The sequence below is a fragment of the Nitrosomonas sp. genome, assembly GCA_016703745.1.
Taxonomy (GTDB): Bacteria; Pseudomonadota; Gammaproteobacteria; order Burkholderiales; family Nitrosomonadaceae; genus Nitrosomonas.
Map to the genome: position 1 here is coordinate 751,263 of JADJBK010000006.1, position 22,683 is coordinate 773,945.

The 22,683-nt window shown below is 46.3% G+C and carries 21 protein-coding genes and 1 other RNA gene; 18 read left to right on the forward strand and 4 right to left on the reverse strand.

The features are described 5' to 3' along the window. Positions 1-139 precede the first annotated feature (139 nt). The 12 genes from nadB to efp all read left to right on the forward strand — a co-directional run bounded on the left by nadB (position 140) and on the right by efp (position 10,767). The gene (gene nadB / locus IPG31_04525; GenBank protein MBK6617651.1) at positions 140-1,753 is read left to right on the forward strand and encodes an L-aspartate oxidase; all 1,614 of its coding nucleotides are present in this window, start codon (positions 140-142) and stop codon (positions 1,751-1,753) included. A gap of 39 nt (positions 1,754-1,792) precedes the next feature. Then, on the forward strand, positions 1,793-1,969 hold the full coding sequence (locus IPG31_04530) for a hypothetical protein (GenBank protein MBK6617652.1): 177 nt from the start codon (positions 1,793-1,795) through the stop codon (positions 1,967-1,969). 3 nt (positions 1,970-1,972) lie between these two features. Continuing rightward, entirely contained in the window at positions 1,973-2,281 is a 309-nt protein-coding gene (locus IPG31_04535) for a cell division protein ZapA (protein ID MBK6617653.1), read from the forward strand. A gap of 31 nt (positions 2,282-2,312) precedes the next feature. Then, a non-coding RNA gene (gene ssrS / locus IPG31_04540) (6S RNA) lies at positions 2,313-2,494 on the forward strand. Positions 2,495-2,526: 32 nt separating this feature from the next. Beyond that, complete coding sequence (locus IPG31_04545; GenBank protein MBK6617654.1) at positions 2,527-2,982, forward strand: EVE domain-containing protein; 456 nt, start codon at positions 2,527-2,529, stop codon at positions 2,980-2,982. A gap of 54 nt (positions 2,983-3,036) precedes the next feature. Then, complete coding sequence (locus tag IPG31_04550) at positions 3,037-3,837, forward strand: sulfite exporter TauE/SafE family protein (GenBank protein MBK6617655.1); 801 nt, start codon at positions 3,037-3,039, stop codon at positions 3,835-3,837. A gap of 35 nt (positions 3,838-3,872) precedes the next feature. Then, positions 3,873-5,174 carry a DUF3422 domain-containing protein gene (locus IPG31_04555; GenBank protein ID MBK6617656.1) on the forward strand — a complete coding sequence of 434 codons (1,302 nt, stop codon included), beginning with the start codon at positions 3,873-3,875 and terminating at the stop codon, positions 5,172-5,174. 407 nt (positions 5,175-5,581) lie between these two features. Then, positions 5,582-5,896: an ATP-dependent Clp protease adapter ClpS gene (gene clpS, locus IPG31_04560; GenBank protein ID MBK6617657.1), complete on the forward strand. Its 315-nt coding sequence runs from the start codon at positions 5,582-5,584 to the stop codon at positions 5,894-5,896. A 1-nt stretch (position 5,897) separates the two neighbouring features. Beyond that, complete coding sequence (gene clpA / locus IPG31_04565) at positions 5,898-8,156, forward strand: ATP-dependent Clp protease ATP-binding subunit ClpA (protein MBK6617658.1); 2,259 nt, start codon at positions 5,898-5,900, stop codon at positions 8,154-8,156. A gap of 48 nt (positions 8,157-8,204) precedes the next feature. Beyond that, the gene (gene pyrE, locus IPG31_04570; GenBank protein MBK6617659.1) at positions 8,205-8,882 is read left to right on the forward strand and encodes an orotate phosphoribosyltransferase; all 678 of its coding nucleotides are present in this window, start codon (positions 8,205-8,207) and stop codon (positions 8,880-8,882) included. 21 nt (positions 8,883-8,903) lie between these two features. Further along, positions 8,904-10,055, forward strand: a complete 1,152-nt coding sequence (gene earP / locus IPG31_04575) for an elongation factor P maturation arginine rhamnosyltransferase EarP (protein ID MBK6617660.1) — start codon at positions 8,904-8,906, stop codon at positions 10,053-10,055. Positions 10,056-10,206: 151 nt separating this feature from the next. After that, on the forward strand, positions 10,207-10,767 hold the full coding sequence (gene efp / locus IPG31_04580; protein ID MBK6617661.1) for an elongation factor P: 561 nt from the start codon (positions 10,207-10,209) through the stop codon (positions 10,765-10,767). 96 nt (positions 10,768-10,863) lie between these two features. On the opposite strand, the gene IPG31_04585 is transcribed toward efp, so the two are convergent. Then, on the reverse strand, positions 10,864-11,487 hold the full coding sequence (locus tag IPG31_04585; protein MBK6617662.1) for an aquaporin: 624 nt from the start codon (positions 11,485-11,487) through the stop codon (positions 10,864-10,866). A 327-nt stretch (positions 11,488-11,814) separates the two neighbouring features. Beyond that, positions 11,815-13,329: a peroxidase gene (locus tag IPG31_04590; protein ID MBK6617663.1), complete on the reverse strand. Its 1,515-nt coding sequence runs from the start codon at positions 13,327-13,329 to the stop codon at positions 11,815-11,817. Between the two features lie 197 nt (positions 13,330-13,526). Between IPG31_04590 and IPG31_04595 the strand changes: the two genes are divergently transcribed. The 3 genes from IPG31_04595 (at position 13,527) to IPG31_04605 (ending at position 17,330) form a co-directional block, all read left to right on the forward strand. Next, positions 13,527-14,549 (forward strand): extracellular solute-binding protein, encoded by a 1,023-nt coding sequence (locus tag IPG31_04595; protein ID MBK6617664.1) that lies wholly within the window; start codon positions 13,527-13,529, stop codon positions 14,547-14,549. A gap of 101 nt (positions 14,550-14,650) precedes the next feature. Next, on the forward strand, positions 14,651-16,222 hold the full coding sequence (locus IPG31_04600; GenBank protein MBK6617665.1) for an iron ABC transporter permease: 1,572 nt from the start codon (positions 14,651-14,653) through the stop codon (positions 16,220-16,222). Positions 16,223-16,226: 4 nt separating this feature from the next. Beyond that, the gene (locus IPG31_04605; GenBank protein MBK6617666.1) at positions 16,227-17,330 is read left to right on the forward strand and encodes an ABC transporter ATP-binding protein; all 1,104 of its coding nucleotides are present in this window, start codon (positions 16,227-16,229) and stop codon (positions 17,328-17,330) included. Here the strand turns inward: IPG31_04605 and mltB are convergent. Next, positions 17,327-18,445, reverse strand: coding sequence for a lytic murein transglycosylase B (mltB, locus tag IPG31_04610; protein ID MBK6617667.1), 1,119 nt, complete (start codon positions 18,443-18,445; stop codon positions 17,327-17,329). The genes IPG31_04605 and mltB overlap by 4 nt on opposite strands. Before the next feature lie 376 nt (positions 18,446-18,821). Between mltB and trxA the strand changes: the two genes are divergently transcribed. The 3 genes from trxA (at position 18,822) to lplT (ending at position 21,969) form a co-directional block, all read left to right on the forward strand. After that, a complete protein-coding gene (gene trxA, locus IPG31_04615) occupies positions 18,822-19,148 on the forward strand; it encodes a thioredoxin TrxA (protein MBK6617668.1) in 327 nt (108 codons plus the stop codon). A gap of 137 nt (positions 19,149-19,285) precedes the next feature. After that, positions 19,286-20,545, forward strand: coding sequence for a transcription termination factor Rho (rho, locus tag IPG31_04620; GenBank protein ID MBK6617669.1), 1,260 nt, complete (start codon positions 19,286-19,288; stop codon positions 20,543-20,545). Positions 20,546-20,703: 158 nt separating this feature from the next. Further along, positions 20,704-21,969 (forward strand): lysophospholipid transporter LplT, encoded by a 1,266-nt coding sequence (gene lplT, locus IPG31_04625; protein ID MBK6617670.1) that lies wholly within the window; start codon positions 20,704-20,706, stop codon positions 21,967-21,969. On the opposite strand, the gene IPG31_04630 is transcribed toward lplT, so the two are convergent. Beyond that, positions 21,931-22,683 (reverse strand): uracil-DNA glycosylase, encoded by a 753-nt coding sequence (locus tag IPG31_04630; protein MBK6617671.1) that lies wholly within the window; start codon positions 22,681-22,683, stop codon positions 21,931-21,933. The genes lplT and IPG31_04630 overlap by 39 nt on opposite strands.

Sequence of the window (22,683 nt, forward strand, 5' to 3'; positions counted from 1 at the left end):
CTTTGATTGTATTCTAGCGTTTTTTTACGCTGGTGTCGGCGCAAGCACACTCAGCTATCACTGAAGTCTGCCTGAAAATGTGATAATTTCGGTTTTCCCTAAAAGTTATGTTCACTAAACCTTATTGCGACCTGTTCCGATGCAAGCAAAACATTATGACGTATTGATTATCGGTAGCGGGTTAGCTGGCCTGACAATTGCTCTCAGTCTGGCAAAATTTCTCAGGGTTGCTTTGGTAACCAAAAAGAAACTGAATGACAGTGCCAGTGCCTGGGCGCAGGGTGGCATTGCAGCTGTGCTGTCCATCGAGGACTCACCCGATACACATATTCGCGATACCCTGATAGCTGGCGCCGGTTTATGCGATGAAGCCATGACACGTTATATCGTCGAGAATGGCCCGGCTGCGGTCAATTGGCTGATAGATCATGGTGTAAATTTTACCCGTGACGATCAACACGAAACGGGCTTTCATCTGACCCGTGAAGGCGGGCATAGCGTGCGTCGCATTATTCACTCCGATGATGCAACCGGCAAGGTAATTCAACTGACCCTTGGTGAACAGGTATTACAGCATCCCAATATCGATGTGCTGGAACAGCACATCGCGGTTGATCTGATTACCAATCAAAAATTATCTCAACGCCAGCCTGCAGAAGGAAATCGCTGCCTTGGTGCATATATACTGGACAAGGAATCGAATAAGGTTCGCACGATCGGGGCACAAAACACAATTCTCGCAACCGGTGGAACAGGCAAGGTATACCTATATACAACCAATCCTGACGTGGCGACTGGAGATGGGATTGCCATGGGCTGGCGAGCCGGCTGCCGGGTAGTCAATATGGAATTTATTCAATTCCACCCTACTTGCCTGTTCCATCCTCATGCCAAATCTTTTCTGATCAGTGAGGCGGTCAGAGGAGAAGGTGGTTTGCTGAAACTACCCAATGGAGAGCGTTTCATGCCACAGCATGATGCACGTGCCGAGCTTGCGCCACGCGATATCGTCGCACGCGCCATCGATTTTGAAATGAAAAAACGTGGTCTGGACTGTGTTTTTCTGGATATATCCCACAAACCGGCTGATTTCTTGAAGCAACACTTTCCAACTATTTATAAATTCTGTCTGAATCTGGGTATCGATATAACCCGTGAACCTATTCCTGTGGTGCCGGCAGCGCATTATACCTGCGGTGGCGTGATGACAGATCAGCGTGGCCGCACTGATATTGACCATCTCTATGCTGTCGGTGAAACGGCCTATACCGGTCTTCATGGCGCCAATCGCCTGGCAAGCAACTCCCTGCTGGAATGCCTGGTTATCGGCATGTCAGCTGCCAGCGACATCATGGAACAGCCGCCATCTGCAAACCCGGTATTGCCGAACTGGGACGAAAGTCGCGTAACCGATGCCGATGAGGAAATCGTGATATCGCATAACTGGGATGAACTACGCCGCTTCATGTGGAGTTACGTCGGAATTGTGCGTACCAATAAACGCCTGCAGCGTGCACAGCATCGTATCGACCTGTTGCGCGAAGAGATCAGCGAATACTATGCCAATTTTCGGGTAAGCAGTGATCTGCTGGAACTGCGCAATCTGGTTTGTACTGCTGATTTGATTGTTCGAAGCGCGATGTTGCGCCACGAAAGCCGTGGGCTACACTATAGCCGGGATTTTCCTGATACCCTGCCGCAGGAAAGAGATACGATACTGGCTCGCACTCAAACTAAACCCAAAAGCAGCTAGGCTGAATCAAAAGTGGCGCCAACCGATTTAGGATTAAAAGTGCTTGAGGATAAACTTGATCAACTACTGAAGTTACAACAAGCCCTTCGTGAGGAAAACACCAGATTGCGCGATCTACTGGCAAGCGAACAGGCGACCAATCTCCGTTTGAAGAACCACATTGATCTAGCCGCCGAACGACTACAAAAATTATTGGATAACCTTCCCGGGAATTAAAAAATGAGTGATGAAACTACAATAGATATTAATGTGATGGGACAGCAATTCCGGATTCACTGTGCTGAAGACGAACGTGATGGATTGCTGCTGGCAGTTGATTTTCTCAATAAAAAAATGCAGGAAATCAAAAGTAACGGCAAAATTGTCGGCACGGAACGAATTGCGATCGCAGCAGCGCTGAATATTACACATGAGCTCCTGAATATGCATGCCGGCAAAGGTTTTGACATCAAGGAATTTAGGCGTAGAATCGGTCTCATCGAATCCAAGCTGGACGATGCGTTACTAGAGGAAGGCCATCGGCTTTGAGGTTTTCTGTTAGCGATCGGCCATCAATCGATTATCCCTGCGGTGTTGGTTAAGGTCTGTATTCTTTGAACCAATTCTTGTACCGGGTTGCTGACCAGATGGCTGCTGTTGTGAGCATCTTGCATTAGTAAGATGCACCTGATGCGACCGGTTGGCGACCATCTTGAACCATCAGGTTCAAGATATCAGCCTGACGGCATTCGCGGGGACCCTACTTCTTTTAAGTACGTCAATTCATGTTGGTAATGCGATACTGGCTAATGAAATCCGAACCATCGGAGATGAGTATTGACAGTCTGGCTTCCTTACCGGGACAAACCGTCGCCTGGGATGGCGTGCGCAACTACCAGGCGCGCAACTTCATGCGCAATCAGATGCAAATTGGCGATTTGGCATTTTTTTACCATTCCAGCTGTCCGCAGCCTGGAATAGCGGGCATTGTGCAGATATCGAGGTTAGCTTATCCCGATACAACACAGTTCGACCCCAAAAGCAAGTATTTTGATCCCAAATCATCGAAGGAAAACCCTCGCTGGTTCAATGTTGAAGTAACACTTTTAGAAAAAACCCGTCTACTTCCCCTCCAGGAATTGCGAATCTATCCTGAACTGGATCGTATGCGTGCCCTGCAAAAAGGTAATCGATTATCCATTACCCCGGTTGACCCCAGTGAGTGGAAATTTATTGCAACAAAATTGTAAGTACTATCCGCATCAAATGATTTTTTATAACGCCGCAAAATAAAGCAAGAAATCATGGAGGCCTGGTGGATTTTTTTGCTGACCGGTGCAGTTGTCGGCTTTCTTGCCGGACTACTCGGAGTCGGTGGTGGTTTACTGATGGTGCCCCTATTAATGACCGTATTTGTCAGTAAAGAATTTGCTGCAGACCAGGTAATGCATCTGGCACTGGGTACCACCACCGCTATCATTACTTTGACATCTCTATCGAGTCTGCGCGCTCATCACGTACGTGGCGCCGTAAACTGGTCTATTGTCCGTCATCTTACACCGGGTATTTTTCTTGGTGCACTGGTCGGCACAACACTCGCTGGCCAACTTTCCAGCCAGACACTCGGAATTATTTTTGTCATATTTATTTATTGTGCAGCAACACAAATGTGGCTTAATCTACATACCAGAGCTGATTTTTCACTTCCCGGCAGTTTGGGTATGCTGATAGCAGGCAGTATGATTGGGGCAATATCGAGTCTGGTAGCAATCGGCGGGGGGGTATTGACCGTGCCCTTTCTTACCGCCTGCCAGATCAGATTACATCAGGCGATAGGAACAGCCGCTGCTGTTGGTTTTCCAATCGCGTTGGCAAGTGCCGTTGGTTATGCTGCAAATGGATTATTGCAATCACAACCTCTACCAGAGTATGCAGTAGGCTATATTTATTTACCTGCGTTTGTGATGGTTGCCCTGACCGGGATGTTGACTGCACCGCTTGGCGCCAGAGCGGCACATGCCATGCCAACAAACAGACTGAAAAATATTTTTGTAGGATTACTTTATTTGCTGGGAACAAAATTACTGCTGGAATTCTGGCGCTAACCCCACCCATTATTTACTGAGAGATTTAGAAAATCATGTCAAACGAGTCAGCCGATAGAAATTTGCTGGGTATCGCAGAATATGCAGAACGGCGGTTGCTGCATATGGAGCTCAACGCTGATATTTATGAACTGGTTAACATCCCGCTACAGCTTTCACATTTGGTGTTGCTATCCGACCGGCAATGGGTCAATCGCGAACGCGATCTCATTATTGAGCTCTGTGAGCAATTTAACGTCAGCGTTTCTAACGACAACTTTGATCAGATCAGTATCGATCTGGGAGATTTACGCATGCGCTGGGAGCGCCACACCGAGTATTCAACCTACACTTTTTACTATGCTGGCCTGTTTGATGTCCCTTTTACTACACCCGCCATTTCATCTATCCCTCAAGACTGGCTGACACGCTTGCCGGGAGAAATACTGGTTGCTACTCATATCGCACTGGATGACCGCAGGCGCCCAAGCCGTAGCCTGAGCGAATTGGCTGCGCTGTTTTCATCCAATATGGTAATCGGCTCGAAGGTTTCTGCTGGCAGTGCGAGCGTTTGGAGTGATAACCAAATTCACCCAGACGGCTTCACTCGTATTCTGATTCATGATGATAATCTGCGTAGTCGCCAGGTTGGTAGACTGGTACAGCGTCTGCTAGAGATCGAGACTTACCGGATGCTGGCTATCCTGCCGCTGACTATGACGCGTAATCTTATCTCCCATTTGGAACAATACGGAGATCAGCTCGCCAATTTGATTGCGTCCAATAACGCACTCATTAATATGGAGGATGAGCAGAAATTATTGGTCGAATTAACCAATCTTGCGTCAGAAATAGAAAAAATATCCGCTCAATCCAGTCACCGCTTCAGTGCCTCACAAACCTATCATGCGATCATGCAGCAACGTATCACTGAGTTGCGCGAAGAGCGAATTGAAGGGCTGCAGATGCTTTATGAATACCGCAAGCAGCGCGTTACCTCTGCCATGGGAACATTTGATCTGGTGCGATCTAAACTCGAAATACTGTCTCTTCGCGTCGAACGAGCCACCTCCATGCTTCGCACACGGGTGGATATCTCGATGGAATCCCAGATTCGAGATCTCCTCAAATCGATGGATAATCGAGCGCATTTACAACTGCGTCTACAGCAGACTGTGGAAGGATTGTCCGTCGTTGTACTAAGCTATTATCTGCTCGGCATTACCGGCTATGGTCTCAAAGCGCTCAAAGCTACCGGTATTGCAGTCAATGTTGAATTAGCAACAGGTTTAGCGATCCCCGTAATTATTTCCTTGGTATTTTTTGTTATCCATAAATTCCGCAAGATGGTGGTCTAGAAGACCGTCCGCCCGACTATAAAAGCCCTAATCGATATCAAGCGGAAGCTGCGAGAATGATGAGAATTACTTAACTGATGTGCCCGGATTTGTTTGATCAGGATAAAAATACTTGCTCAAGCAACACGAGACTCTTGTCGTAATTATCAAAATGATTTCATAATATACAGGGAGCGCAGGAAGCATTTGTTGCGGAATTATTGATCGAATCCAGTAATCCAAGCTTGAGATTGGCAATAAAAAGTTTAGTCGTTGGTTGAACGTGTAATTTTTGGGAAGTATTCTTAGCACTTACTGTCAACAGGCTGCGCAAGCGTAGCCAGTATAAAGTCCGGGTATCTTGAAGATCGATTTAATTGGATTAACATACACAGAATATTTCTTATAGAATGGAAAATGAGAGGGTTATGGCGATACGTAACGGGAAACCTGATGGCGGGGTGCTTGAGAAAGGTAAAATAAAGTTAATTTCCCCTCCCCTGTATAAGGTGATATTAATAAATGACGATTTCACCCCCATGGATTTTGTGGTTGCCATACTTAAGAATTTTTTTTCGATGAGTGAAGAAAGGGCAACACAGGTGATGCTTAAAATTCACCATGAGGGTTCAAGTGTATGCGGTGTCTATCCCAATGATATTGCGGCAACTAAGGTGCAGCAAATAAATGAATTTTCGCGGCAGCATCAGCATCCGCTAATGTGTGTGATGGATAAGGAATGATATGATTGCGCAAGAACTGGAAGTTAGTTTGCATATGGCTTTTGTTGAGTCCAGGCAAAAGCGTCACGAATTCATCACTGTTGAACACTTATTACTGGCTTTACTTGATAACCCCAGTGCTGCAGAAGTTTTAACAGGCTGTACAGTGGATATTGAAGCATTACGTACATTGCTCCAAGAGCACATTTCCCGTCACACTCCTGTAGTCGACGGTTCTGGAGAAGTTGACACACAACCCACCTTAGGATTTCAGCGAGTCATTCAGCGGGCTATCCTGCATGTTCAGTCATCCGGAAAAAAAGAAGTTACCGGTGCAAATGTATTAGTCGCAATTTTTGGAGAAAAGGATTCACACGCAGCCTATTTTTTACAACAGAAAGGCGTAACGCGGTTGGATATCGTCAACTTTCTTTCTCACGGTGTTCATGAAGCTGCAGCAAACAGCACCCACGAAAAAAATGATGATGGTGCCGATAATGAACCGCATAATTCTAACAACCTGCTTGAAAATTATACAGTTAATCTAAATAACCTGGCTATTACCAATCGAATTGACCCATTGATTGGACGAGAAAAAGAAGTTGAAAGAGTTATTCAAACATTGTGCCGTAGACGCAAAAATAATCCCCTGCTCGTGGGAGAAGCAGGCGTTGGAAAAACCGCTATCGCGGAAGGGTTGGCCAGAAGAATTACAGAAGGTCAGGTGCCTGCAGTATTGCAGCATCATCAGGTATACGCGCTCGATATAGGTGCATTACTGGCAGGAACAAAATACCGTGGAGATTTTGAGCAACGGTTGAAGGCCGTACTTAAACAGCTCACTGACAATCCCAAAGCTATATTATTCGTTGACGAGATCCATACCCTCATCGGTGCCGGCTCAGCATCGGGTGGTACGCTTGACGCCTCCAATCTACTTAAACCGGCATTAAGCTCCGGTGCTTTAAAGTGTATTGGCGCCACAACCTATAATGAGTACCGAGGTATCTTTGAAAAAGATCATGCTTTGTCCAGACGTTTTCAAAAAATTGATATTTCCGAACCCGAAATTCATGAAACTGTCGCGATTCTACGCGGATTAAAATCCCGCTACGAAAAACACCATAACGTTAAATACACCGAAGCTGCCTTGGTCGCGGCCGTCGAGCTGTCTTCACGCTTTATGAATGATCGGCACCTGCCTGATAAAGCAATTGATGTTATTGATGAGGCTGGCGCAGCACAACGAGTTTTGCCAAAATCCAAACAACGTAAAGTAATCGGCAAACACGAAATAGAGCTTGTTATTGCGAAACTGGCGAGAATTCCTCCTCAAAGTGTTTCCAATGATGATTGCAACAAACTAAAAACACTTGATCGCGACCTGAAATCCATCGTTTTCGGCCAGGACAAGGCCATTGATGCGCTTGCTGCCGCCATCAAAATGGCGCGTAGCGGTCTGGGAAATATCCACAAACCAATTGGTTCTTTTCTTTTTTCTGGACCAACCGGTGTTGGAAAAACTGAGGTGGCTCGACAACTGGCTTATATTCTTGGTATTCCCTTGCACCGTTTTGATATGTCTGAGTATATGGAGCGCCATGCCGTTTCGCGATTGATTGGCGCTCCGCCTGGATATGTCGGTTTCGATCAAGGCGGGTTGCTCACTGACAAGATTATTAAACAACCTTATGCTGTGCTGCTACTAGACGAAATTGAGAAAGCTCATCCTGATATATTCAATATACTGCTCCAGATAATGGATTACGGCACACTTACCGACAATAGTGGGCACAAAGCAGATTTTCGTAATGTCATCATTATCATGACTACCAATGCTGGCGCGGATGTATTAACCAAAACCTCTATTGGGTTCGCCAAGGGCACTAAAGCTGGCAATGAACTTGCCGAGATCAAACGTTTGTTTACCCCCGAATTTCGTAACCGGCTTGATGATATTATTTCCTTTGCGCCGTTGGATGAGACCATTATTCTACGGGTAGTCGATAAATTCCTGATTGAGCTGGAAACCCAGTTACAGGAAAAGAAAGTGGACGCAACTTTTACCGAGAATTTACGTAATTACTTGGCAATTCATGGGTTTGACCCCCTTATGGGCGCCCGCCCTATGGCTCGACTCATCCAGGATATTATCCGTCGCGCACTCGCGGATGAATTATTGTTTGGCCAGCTATCCAATGGCGGGAAAGTGATGGTTGATATCGATGAAATACAAGGTAAGGCAGTACTTAATTTCGCAGAAATAGAAAAAATAGCTTGACCAAGTTGCATTAAGTACTTGCAATATTCAGACTGATTAGCCTTTCACATGCCTACTTTCCGACAAGAATTCATCGAATTTGCCGTTCGCGAACATGCACTTTGTTTTGGACAGTTCAGAACCAAAGCTGGTCGGCTATCGCCCTATTTCTTTAATGCCGGATTATTTAACAATGGCTACTCGCTGCAACTACTTGGCCAGTACTATACGAGCGCGATTCTTGAAAGTAACATTCCATTTGATGCCTTATTCGGACCGGCCTACAAAGGAATTCCTCTAGTCAGCACTATTGCGATTGCACTGGCCCAATCAGGGCATAATCATTCATTCAGTTTCAATCGTAAAGAAGCCAAAGATCATGGAGAAGGCGGCAGTATCGTAGGTGCACCCCTGGCTGGCCGTATCCTGATCGTGGATGATGTAATCTCCGCTGGAATCTCGGTTAAGCAGTCAATCGACATTATCAACGCCGCCGGTGCAACTCCCTGCGGTATTGTAATCGCGCTTGATCGCATGGAACGTGGTGAAAGTTCATTATCCGCAATTCAGGAAATCGAGCATGATTTTGGTATCCCTGTTATCAGTTTAAGTAATCTGGATAACGTTACTGCTTATTTAAGCACCCAGCCGGATCTTGCACAATATCTAGCTGATATTAAAACCTACCGAGAACGCTACGGTATTAATCAAACCGATCAAGTATTCACTGCTGACTCTGATAAATAGCCGAGCTGCGTCCACTGCCAAATGACAGGAGCGCCACGTTGGGATATTTTCTGTAGAGTTATCGATAACTATGGTGATATTGGTGTGTGCTGGCGCTTATCCCGCCAGTTAGCTGCAGAACATGGTATTTCAATACGTCTTTGGGTAGATGAGATCAGCAGTCTGCATCGTATCTGCCCGGATATTAATCCTGATTTCTCTATTCAGCATTGGCAAGGGGTGGAAGTACGGCGCTGGATTGAACCCTTTCCCGCCATCACGCCAGCAGAAGTTGTAATTGAAGCATTTGGGTGCACGTTACCAGCAAATTATGTTGCAGCAATAGCACAACAGCTATCTTTAGCAAAAGTGCGAAACTCACTTGTCTGGATCAACCTGGAATATCTATCCGCTGAATCATGGATCGAAAGCTATCACGGCTTACCTTCACCTCATCCAAATTTGCCATTAATCAAATATTTTTTCTTCCCTGGATTCACGGAAGTCACTGGTGGCTTGATACGCGAACATGATCTGCTCAGACAGCGAGTTACGCAACAGCAAAATTTTACAGATTTCTGGCAAAAAATTAAATTGCCCGTTCCCGATCCAGCAGAAACCACGATTTCATTATTTTGTTATGACAACCCTCAAATAAATAATCTGCTCGACGCATGGGCGGCTTCTTCCAGCACCGTGCGCTGTTTGTTGCCTGAAAGCAAAGTCTTGCCAAATATCGCACAGTGGGCAACACGAGAAAAACTCGTTCCGGGTGATTTCGTACAACGCGGCAGTTTATTACTTCACATTCTCCCCTTCCTGCCACAGGAGGATTACGACCATTTGCTTTGGGCGTGTGACTGCAATTTTGTTCGTGGTGAGGACTCTTTTGTACGTGCGCAATGGGCAGCCAAACCTCTCATTTGGCAAATCTATCCGCAACAGGATAATGCTCATCAGGTTAAGCTGGATGCTTTCCTTGACCGCTATTGTCAGAAATTAACGAAAACTGCTGCGGCTAGCCTGCGTACTTTTCATCTTGGCTGGAACCAAGGTGGACATCTTGACTGGGAGACATTTTGGCAAAATCAAACCACATTACAAATCCATGCCACAACCTGGGTGCAACAGCTAACACTAATCGGTGATCTTGCATCCAATCTGGTGAACTTTAGCAAGAAACCTGCACTTTAATAAATGTTAACTGGCTTCTTGAAACCTCCAGGTTTAAAGTCTCCAAGCCAGCATCAAACCGCAGTTCTACAACGTAATTTCTGGATTTACAGGGGCTTTCCAAGTAAAATGCGATCTATTTACGCCCACACCAAAAAATCAGGGATATCAAATGAAAACAGCACAGGAACTCCGTACAGGTAACGTATTTATGCTTGGCAAAGACCCGATGGTTGTCTTAAAAACAGAATTCAGTAAATCCGGACGTAACGCTTCCGTCGTAAAAATGAAATTCAAAAACCTGTTGACCGACTCCCCTAGTGAAGCGGTATATAAGGCAGATGACAAATTTGATGTAGTCGTACTGGAAAAGAAAGAAGTCAGCTATTCCTATTTCGCTGATCCCATGTATGTATTCATGGATAATGAATATAACCAGTATGAGATTGAAGCGGAAACGATGGGTGAGGAAGCACTTAATTTTCTGGAAAATGGCATGATCTGTGAGGTGGTGTTCTACAATGACAAACCCATTTCGGTGGAGTTACCTGGCATGGTTATACGCGAAATAACCTATACGGAGCCTGCTGTTAAAGGTGATACCTCCGGCAAGGTAATGAAACCTGCCAAGATTGCCAGTGGTTTTGAATTACCGGTACCATTATTCTGCGAAATCGGTGATAAAATCGAAATTGATACTCGCACACTCGAATATCGCAGTCGCGCCAAATAATCACCTCATTTCAGCAGCACTTTCACTCATATTGCAGGCGGAAGTGCTGCTGGTCTGGCTACGTATCCCAAGTACTACCAAGCGAACGAGACCCGTTTAGTCTTCTTCCTCCGAATATAGTAATCGGAATACCAGCGCAGCCGCAATCCCACCAGCGAAATCAGCGCTCAGATGAATCCAGATATCTGCCCAATTCAGCAAACCCATCAACGCCGCTCCTACCGCAACCGCTGGATTGAATGCACCACCTGAAATCCCCCCGACTGAAAACGCTCCAACCATAACAATAAAGCCAATTGCCAGGCCATAATACGAATTTCCACTCGTGCTTTTTACCGTGGCCACATTAAGTACGACATACACCAACGCAAACGTAAACAAAAATTCGGCAATCAACGCATTCGTTACATGAAGCGTACCGGCATTTCCCGAGCCCACCATCAAAATGGAGAGATATGCAGCGGCAGCCGCTCCAGCCATTTGCGCGAGGATATATACAATGACATCAACGACTGAGCATTTACCCCGAATCAACACACCGATTGTTACTGCCGGATTATAGTGTGCACCGGAAATATGTCCACCCGCATAAACCAGCACCATCAGCACGGAGCCAATGGCAAGCGGCGCAATTACCCCTGCGTTACCTGGTATAACAGTCAACCCAACAGTCAACACCAAAAAAAAGGTACCAATAAACTCCGATAAAAATTTACGCATGATGAATTTCTCCTCAGGATTTTTTTAAGGCATCTTATTGCAGGAAGAATAAAACCGCAGCAGTTCTCAGTATAGAAGATTACTGCCAAAGCATTCTAATACAATAACATATATGAAACTAGAATTTTCTGGCCTGAATATAAATCAGTCATCTCTGACAGAAACGGATCTGATTATGTTCTGAAGAGGTCGCTCACCCGTCATTCGCTCAGTCCGATCCCCATCCTTTACAGATGATGGCCGATAGACCGATAAATCAGCTGAGATTACTCAACATGGGCAGGTCATGCTGGGTTTATCCCTGCCCATGTTATTGATTGCTATCCGTCACAGGGTAGCGGTAACTCCAGAAAAATTAAGTAAATCCGCCATGTTAAACGTATCGATAGTTATACCGGGCAGCGTAGGCGTCCAGTGACGATCCTGTTTTAAGTAGGACATGCCATCGCCTTCGAGCAGACCGATCAATACTTCTGCGACGATACGTCCTCCTACCGGCCCGAGACGCTCGCCATTCTCCTTAGCCTCCGCCTCTCGCAGGACATAAAACCACAGTGGTGTGCGAAGATGCAATTTCAGATCTTTAAGATCCAGCAGGTCGGTAACATCGAGCAAGGGTACTCCCATCGCTCTGGCAACATCTTGGCCGGAAGGCAGGCTGAAAGTCAGACCGCGCAGCAGATTACGCTGTGCAAGAGACTGAATATCTCCAGGCGGAAATCCTGGCAGCATAAACAGCACCGTCGAGAGTTTAGTATCAATCTTTTTGTTTGGGCGCGCTTGACCATCACCAAAATCAAAAAAAGTCTGCCAATCGATGAAGCGCCCCGGCGCACGTTTACCGCCACGTAGATCATCGGGATCGGAACTATCTGCTAAATTGGCATTAAAAATCAGTTTGAATACTTGTGAATTGATGTCCGAGGGTACCGGACCAAAGTTCGAACGATAGGACGGCCTCACCTGAGAATGACCAAAGCGGTAGGCTGCCGTAGAAAATTCTACCGGAATGAAAGGCTCATGCCGCCAGTTATAGAATTTGCGGCCATTTGTCAGAATGTCATCAACCATCGGCTTACCAACGGTTTTTTCCAGAAACTCATGTACAACAATCCATTGATAATGCCAGCGCACCAATCGTTGCGCTTCGAGAAACACCTCACCTGGATCAGTGAGGCCAATTTCACCTTTAACATGATCTATGACAGCGTTGTGAAACTTGAGCATTGCAAGATGCAGCTGTGAAACGATCAGGTTCTCATCATTGCGTGGATCTCCGACTAATGCGGTGTTCTGGCTATTTCTAGGCAAATCAAAACGCGGAAGCCCACCCGCTGAGAATACGGCAGAACCGGGAATGTCTTCTACCAGGAATTTGATACCTTCGCCCGAATGCTGGTCGTATAAATGAGGTGACGCGCCAGGTCCTGATCCATAGACACTATCGAGCTCCAGCCGGGGTGTGCGGAAATTCTGAATCGATTCCGGATCCGCCTGCCTTTCCAGGCTGGATGTCGGATCAAATGTGATGTCATGATCGATAAATTGACCGAGAAAAGTCATACCCGCCGTCTGGGTCGGATTATTGGGATTATTGACATTTAAAAGAGGATCGATGATCAGATCCCGCGCCAGATTGGGATTCGCTGCCACATCCATGCTCTCCTGCGCATCCATAATACCACCCGGCTTGCCCAATTCCTTGAGTGCACTCCTTATACTGGGATTATCTGTCGCAAAAGGGGGCAAAGTCGGAAACATCCGTCCGAATTTGCCCTGCTCATAATAAATCGATCTGGGGGGATTCTCACCTCCCAATATTGTACGTCCGTGGCCAGCCATATCATGCTCTCCTATAGAAATTACCGGGGTGGGCAGCAGGTTTATCCGCCCTGTATCATTGTCGCTAAAGTATGCCGGCTAGCATGTGAGTTTTGGCACATATCAACCAGCAATAATCACTGACTGATAATTATTACCATTTAGCGTATACTTCTTCTCAATTACTTTGCTGCGTATTTCATAGGAATAATATCGACATGTTCAATTCACACTCTCGCAGATATTCACCTTTCCAGACCATCTGTGCATTATTGTGTACCACCTTGTTTTCCGGGCACTTGCATGCTGCCGAAGTCGTGGTTTACTCCGCGAGAATTGAACAGCTCATCAAACCATTATTTGATGATTTCACCAGCAAAACCGGAATAACCGTTAAATTCACGACCGACAAGGAAGGAGCCCTGCTGGCGCGCCTCATGGCGGAAGACAAAAGAACACCAGCGGATATCCTTATTACAACCGATGCGGGCAATCTGTGGGAGGCATCCCGCAAGGGATTGCTGCAACCGGTAGATTCTCCTGTACTCGCCGCCAATATTCCGGCGCACCTTAAAGATCCGGATAACCACTGGTTTGGCCTGACCGTGCGTGCGCGAACGATTGTGTATAACACCCTGAAAGTCAAACCGGAAGACTTAACATCCTATGCCGCACTTGCCGATCCACAATGGCGCGGACGTCTGTGTCTGCGCACTTCCAACAAAGTTTATAACCAGTCATTGGTAGCCATGATGATTGCCGAACATGGTGAAGCGAAAACCGAACGTATCGTCAAGAGCTGGGTTGCCAATCTGGCAACTGATCCGCTACCGGATGATACGCGTGCGATGGAGTTTGTCGCTGCAGGACGATGTGATGTCACGCTGGTCAATACCTATTATTTTGGACGTTTAATGAAGGAAAAACCTGATCTGCCATTAGCCATATTCTGGCCAGATCAGGATAGCTCTGGTGTACATGTTAACGTCTCGGGCGCGGGCATTACCCGTTATAGTAAAAATAAATCTAGCGCATTGAAACTGCTCGAATACCTTTCTTCTACACCCGCACAACAATTGTTTGCCGAACTCAACATGGAATTTCCCGCGAATCCGCAAGCACAAGTAGGGGAATTTATCCGTAGCTGGGGAACGTTCAAAGCCAACCCAATGAATGTTGCTCAGGCAGGCCTGCTCCAAGCCCAGGCAGTTAAGCTGATTGATCGCGCCGGTTATCGTTAGGATTGGGAAAAAATATTTCTACTCGTACCACACAACCCGTCACCGGGATATTCCAGCCAGATATACTCAGCAAGCGGCTATTCTGGAAAACCATTCCATTTATGGTTGCTGCACTGGTCATGGTTCCAGTCTGCGTGGTAGTTACTTCCATTTTCTCAACAGAAGATGAAATCTGGCAACATCTGACCGCCACGTTGCTGCCTCGTCTGTTAACTAATACATTGTGGCTCGCATTAGGTGTCATGATTGGCACATCCTTACTCGGTGTCAGCCTGGCCTGGTTTACAGCTGTCTACACCTTTCCCGGAAGCCGTTTTTTTTCCTGGGCATTATTCTTGCCATTAGCCATTCCCGCTTATGTCACCGCTTTCGTTGCGCTGGGGATATTTGACTTTACAGGACCATTGCAAACTACCCTGCGTAAGCTGTTTGATGCTGATCTGTTCTGGATTCCTGATATACGCGGCGGACCGGGCGTGGCAGTCGTCATGACGCTGGCTTTTTATCCCTATGTTTTTTTGCTGGCGCGTAATGCTTTCTTAACGCAAGGTAAACGCTTGCTGGAGGTCGCCCAATCGCTTGGATTGAATCATCGTCAGGGGTTTTTTAAAGTTGCCCTGCCCATGGCGCGCCCCTGGATCGCCGCTGGTGTTATGCTGGCATTAATGGAAACACTTGCCGATTTTGGAACCGTGACAATCTTTAACTATGACACATTTACCACGGCCATTTACAAAGCCTGGTTCAGCCTGTTTTCGCTGACTGCTGCATCCCAGCTTGCCTCACTACTGATTTTGATCGTATTCGTGATCATCATGACGGAACAGTATTTTCGCTCACGCATGCGGTTTGCCGAAAGCAAGCAAAGCGCACGTATCGAACGTATTCGACTGACAGGATGGCAGGCTGTGGCCGTGACAACTTTTGCCAGTACAGTATTATTTTTTGCCTTTATCCTGCCGGTAGCACAACTGACCCTCTGGGCAGTAGACTCTTTTTCTGACAGCCTGAATCAGCGCTACCTGGAATTTGTCTGGCACTCCTTGTCGCTGGCAATCATTGCTACCATTCTTACCACTTTTGCCGCGATTTTGCTGGCTTATGCGGCACGCTTACATACGGGTTTTTTGACTCGCTTTGCGGTACGCCTGGCAACCATCGGCTACGCACTACCCGGTGCAGTTCTGGCAGTCGGTATATTTATTCCGCTGGCGTGGCTGGATAGTCTGCTCAGTGACTGGCTCCTGGTTTTGTTTAATTTCGAGAGCGGACTGCTGATTCAGGGAACATTAATCGTAATGCTGATCGCTTATATGACCCGTTTCATGGCGGTTAGTTATTTTCCTCTGGAAAGTTCACTGACACGGATAACAAGAAGCATAGATGAGGCGGCCATTGGCTTTGGTATCAGTGGCTGGAAAATGTTAGGTACTGTGCACCTTCCCATGCTCAGAAGCGGCCTGTTTACTGCTTTGGTACTGGTTTTTGTAGATGTAATGAAAGAAATGCCCATTACTCTGATGACCCGTCCTTTTAACTGGGACACACTCGCCGTGCGCATCTTTTCGCTCACGTCTGAAGGTGAATGGCAGCAGGCCGCCCTGCCCGCCTTAACCCTGATTCTTGTCGGGCTGATACCTATCATTCTGCTCATCCACCAGACAGAAAAATAACACTATGGATAAGGTGCTGCAACTGGATAAAATCAGTTTTGCCTATACCAAACAGGTCATCGTCAACGAATTATCGTTTACTCTGCAACGGGGTGAAATCGGCTGCCTGCTGGGACCAAGCGGTTGTGGCAAAACTTCTGTGCTACGTTGCATTGCGGGATTTGAATCCATTATTAGTGGAGAGATACTGATTAAAGGCACATGTGTGAGCCGCAGCAATTACAGTTTATCGCCCGAGAGAAGACGGATTGGTATGGTATTTCAGGATTATGCATTGTTCCCACACCTGAATGTGACAGACAACATTGGCTTTGGCCTGCATCGCAGCATTCAATCCGAGAAGAAACAGCGGATCGACGAACTGCTGCAGATTACCGGATTAATGGATGTCGCCACCCAATATCCGCATGAACTTTCTGGTGGGCAACAGCAACGGGTCGCGCTGGCACGTGCAATGGCTCCCCGCCCTGATCTTTTACTACTGGACGAACCGTTCTCCAACCTGGATGTTGCTTTACGCGAGCATTTGGGTCAGGAAGTACGTTCGCTACTCAAGCAACTTGGTATTACCGCCATTCTGGTCACGCATGATCAAGCTGAGGCCTTTGCCGTTGCGGATAAAATTGGCGTGATGCATAAGGGCAAGATGATGCAGTGGAGCAGTGCTTACGATCTGTATCACCGACCCGCCAATCGCATTGTTGCCGGTTTTATCGGACAAGGTGTGTTGTTGCCCGGCGTAATTCATTCATCCGGAAAGGTTGAAATCACTGCTGGCACGCTTACGGAAAATATTTGGCTTTCCTGTCAGCCAGGTTGCAATATTCGTCAAATGAATGCGATAGTCGACGTTTTGATACGTCCGGATGATATCGTGCACGATGATCACAGCAAACTGCGCGCTGTCGTTCTAAACAAAGCTTTTCGTGGTGCGAACATACTGTATACCTTGCAGCTCGCAGAAGGAACCACGGTGTTATCGCTGATTCCCAGTCATCACAATCATGCTATTGGTGACAGTATCGGCATCAGGCTGGAAGCAGATCACGTTGTGGTATTCGAGCAATCTTCTGTGCAAAACAATTCCTGCACCAGTGAACTACTTTAACTGTTTTTGGCTATTCGGATAGCCTCTGCCAACGCATAAACGGACATGGCATAGAAGGTACTGCGATTATAGCGCGTAATGACATAAAAGTTGTTCAATCCCAACCAGAGTTCCTCCCGTCCCTCATCATCCAGCATAATGAGCGCAGCAAGGCTTTCACCCTCTACAGGGTCAACAGAGACGATCCCCGCTTGTCGTAATTTATTGATGGAATGCAACGGCTCTATTCCGGGTTCTATCGATTTCAGAAAGTCTTCGTTTGTCTTCTGGGCGCGCAATGCAATCGGCCTCTTCTCCTGCCAGCCAAACATTTTAAGATAATTACCCACACTGCCAATCGCATCATTCACGTTACCGGACAAATTTATTTTTCCGTCCCCATCAAAATCAACCGCATAACGCCGGTAGCTGCCCGGCATAAATTGTGGAATCCCGATTGCGCCGGCATAGGAACCTTTAATGCTCAGCACATCGAAATTCTGCTCTCTTGACAGTAAAAAATATTGTGCCAGCTCTTCACGAAAATAATCTGCCCGGCGTGGAAACTGAAAAGCCAGAGTCGTCAGCGCGTCAATCACCCGATAACCACCGGTAGAAGTACCATAGTTGGTTTCAATTCCAATAATCGCAACGATAATCTCCTCAGGAACACCATAAACCTGGCTAGCTTTTACCAGTGCCGGGGCATGCCTGCGCCAAAAACTCACTCCACCTGAGATACGCTGCCGATTTACAAAACGGTCACGATATTTATGCCAGGCAATCGACGAGGAAGGTGCGGATATCAGCTTTAGCGCATCTGGAAGAATTTTGACCTGACCAAAGGCAGCCTCCAGCTCGCGCCGGTCAAATGCGTGTTGATCGACCATATCCTCTATAAAATTTTCAATCTGCAGCTCCACATCAGAAACAGCCCATACCGGATTTGCTGACAATAAAGCTAAAATCAGAATAGCAGCCAAGCAGATTGATCTATTGATTAGATAATAAAAGAAAGAAAAACAGACACCAGTAAAACTTAATGTCCTGGCGTATACGTAACTTACAGATAAACCGATATTTCCAGAACAATCATTCTTCTTATCATATATGGTGCAGAAATTGTGCTGTTTCATGGTAACGTAGCCAAATGTAGTTTTTCTGTTAACAAATTGAAGAATAACATTGACAGACAAATTAATTGGCCTTATCTTGCCAAAAGTTTTCAGATTTAGGACTGCTGTAAAATTCAATTGAGTATCGGCTGCAATAGTTCCTGATTTTTGGCCCACTAAATCTTGATCTGCTTTCCCACAATGCAGCGTTTATATAACCTACACGATCGTTATCTTCTTGCAGTCAACTTTTGATCCGCAGGCGTTGGTTGTCGGTTTAATGCATATCAAAGCAGTTTTTTGTTCATCAGTTTAATTAACTGAACTGTGGTTCACCATTTTTTGTACCATATAACGCGGTTTTTAACAATAACCAATTAATTTACAAGAGGAATTTATGAGTCAGCATGTTCATCACATTACAGATGCAACCTTTGATAAAGAAGTACTGGAATCGACAATTCCCGTTCTGGTTGATTACTGGGCAGAATGGTGTGGCCCTTGCAAAATGATTGCACCTATTCTTGATGAAATAGCCAGTGAATATAACGGCCAGCTCAAGGTAGCTAAAATCAACATTGATGAAAATCAGGCTACTCCTCCAAAATATGGTATTCGTGGTATCCCAACTTTAATGTTATTCAAAAATGGAAATATTGAGGCCACCAAAGTAGGTGCATTATCAAAATCTCAATTAACAGCGTTTATCGATAGTCACCTGTAACAGACATTCTGGCTCAAGATAACTCCATTCATCGTCGTTAACTTACCATCGTACTGTCTTAATTGATCAAGTTACAGTAGTACCTCCTCTATTTTCTCGTATTTGTACCCTTTTCCTGTTTTCCGAGAGCACTTCCTATGCGTCTAGCTGATTTAAAAAGTATTCATGTATCCGAATTGGTCAAAATGGCTGTTACCAATGAAATTGAAGGTGCCAGTCGCATGCGGAAACAGGATCTGGTTTTTGCATTACTCAAGAATCAGGCACGCAAGGGCGAAAGTATTTTTGGCCATGGCACACTGGAAGTCCTGCAGGATGGTTTTGGGTTTTTGCGATCACCAGATACATCCTATTTGGCCGGGCCCGATGACATTTATATTTCACCAAGTCAGATCAGACGGTTCAATCTGCATACCGGCGATTCCATCCATGGTGAAATTCGACCTCCAAAAGAAGGTGAACGCTATTTTGCATTGGTCAAAATCGAAAATGTCAATGGTGAACCACCGGAAAATTCCAAACACAAAATTCTGTTTGAAAATTTAACTCCACTTTTTCCGACAGAACGGCTTTTTCTGGAGCGTGATATTCATGCCGAAGAAAATATTACAGGTCGGATCATTGACTTAATCGCGCCAATTGGCAAGGGGCAGCGTGGACTGCTGGTTGCCAGTCCGAAATCAGGGAAAACTGTCATGCTGCAGCATATCGCACACGCCATCGCAGCCAATCACCCCGAAGTCATTCTAATGGTGCTGCTGATTGATGAACGCCCGGAAGAAGTAACGGAAATGACCCGTTCAGTCAAAGGTGAGGTCATCTCCTCCACTTTTGACGAGTCAGCCATCCGCCACGTACAAGTGGCGGATATGGTCGCGGAAAGAGCCAAACGGCTGGTAGAGCACAAAAAGGATGTCGTTATTTTGCTCGATTCGATCACAAGGCTTGCTCGTGCCTACAATACAGTCGTACCCGCCTCAGGCAAAGTACTGACTGGTGGTGTCGATGCTAACGCCCTGCAACGTCCCAAACGTTTTTTTGGCGCTGCCCGCAACATCGAGGAAGGCGGATCACTGACGATTATTGCAACCGCACTGGTGGATACTGGTTCGCGCATGGATGATGTCATCTACGAAGAATTTAAAGGAACCGGCAACATGGAGATCCATCTTGATCGACGTATGGCAGAAAAACGCATCTATCCCGCAATCAATGTCAATCGTTCCGGAACACGCCGTGAAGAATTGCTCATTCCACAAGACGTCTTGCAAAAAACATGGGTGCTACGCAAATTACTCTACCCAATGGACGAGCTGGATGCGATGTCTTTCCTGCTTGATAAAGTCAAGGCAACCAAGAATAACGCTGAGTTCTTTGACTCCATGCGCCGAGTATAGCGCCCTCACAAATAACTCGTAACTTGACGGAGTTGTTGTAGACAGCGAAGTATATTGACCAGATAGGGATGATTAGAAATACCCTCAATCCTTAAATGACCGGGTCTGACTTTCATGATATAAAGCGTGCTTGGTTGATATTATTGAGGAGATAGGGTTTGGAGCGCGGTTTCTATACCATCATGGCGGCACAGTTTTTTTCGTCATTAGCCGACAACGCGCTCCTGGTGGTTGCCATTGCTTTCCTGATTGATTTGCATGCGCCAACTTATCTCACGCCCATGCTCAAATTTGTCTTTGTCCTGTTTTATGTTGTTCTAGCGCCGGTGGTTGGTGCATTTGCTGATTCCATGCCCAAGGGAAAGGTCATGTTTATCAGTAATTCAATCAAGATTATTGGTTGTCTGTTGTTGTTTCTGGCGACACACCAGTATGCTGCACTGGCGGCTTATGGTATTGTCGGTCTGGGTGCAGCAGCCTATTCTCCGGCCAAATATGGTATTTTGACGGAACTGCTCCCCCCGGAAAAATTAGTGATTGCCAACGGCTGGATGGAGAGTCTGACAGTTGCATCTATCGTACTCGGTGCTGTCACTGGTGGACTGCTGGTCACTCCTGCTATCACGAGCTTTCTGGTTGATCTCTCTCCTGCACTAATCAATACTCCCACAGCAGCCGGCATCATGGTAGTCGCCCTGTTCTATGCAGCGGCAGCGATCATTAATCTGTTTATTCCTGATACTGGAATTGATCATCGATTGCTTAAAAAGAATCCGCTTTTTCTTTTTCATGATTTTACCCATTGCGTTAGATTACTGTGGAGTGACAAACTCGGGCAAATCTCATTGGCGGTTACTACCCTTTTCTGGGGAGCAGGAGCCACATTACAATTTATTGTGCTTGAATGGGCTGAAATAGCTCTTGGTTATGCACTCAATCAAGCAGCACTGTTGCAAGGAGTCGTTGCTATCGGCATTGCCTCGGGTGCGGTATTAGCGGCAAAAATTATTTCCTTGCGCCGTTCAGTTACTGTTTTGCCGTTAGGCATTGCCATGGGTATGGTCGTCATCCTGATGATTCTAGTCAAGGACTTATGGATTGCGATCATCCTTTTGATTATCATTGGTGCACTGGCAGGTTTTTTTGTCGTACCGATGAATGCTCTGCTGCAGCATCGCGGCTATATCCTGATGGGTGCGGGTCATTCCATTGCAGTACAGAATTTCAACGAAAATCTGGGAATACTGATTATGTTGTCTGTCTATGCATTCCTGATTTGGATGGATGTCAACATTTACACTGTCATCGCTCTATTTGGTCTGTTTGTTTCAGTTACCATGATCCTGGTACGTCAATGGCACATTAAAAACCAAGGTAAACAAGACTCACTGCATCTCATCGGAACGCGGGACAGGCAGATTTAGTTCGAGGTTTTGTCTGATTTTATACATAGTCGCTCGTGCAAAGCATAAATCTTCCCACGCCTTCGCTTTGTCAGTCAGTGACCGTAACAGATAGGCCGGGTGATAGGTGACGATGAGCGGAATTCCCAAAAAATCATGAACTCTGCCACGTAAACTCACGAGGCTGTCGTGAGTATTCAGCAGATTCTCGGCAGCAACCTTACCGAGCGTAATGATTAATTTAGGTTCAATCAGGGCAATCTGACGCAGCAGATAGGGGCGGCATGTTGCTGCTTCTATTGTTTGCGGATTGCGATTGCTGGGCGGACGACATTTGACGATGTTAGCAATATAAACATCATGGTGACGATCAAGATGTATGGCTTGCAGCAAGCTATCCAGCAGCTTGCCGGCCTGACCGACGAAAGGCTCACCCATTTCATCCTCTCTAGCGCCAGGACCTTCTCCAATAAATAACCAGCTAGCAGCCTGATCACCCACACCAAATACGGTATTTTTGCGTGTTTGTGCCAATGGGCAAGCCATGCACTCCCCAACCGCCTGATTTAGCTGTGTCCAATCCATGCTGGCAATGAGGCTTACTGGTTCAGTTTTTTCGGCGTCATTTTTCAGCTTGATTTGCTGATCCGGTTTCGTCAGATGGTTGCCGGAATCCGGTCTGAGACGCCATTGTGGCAGCAGCCCCAGCTCTTTGAGGCGATTGTTATTCCACAT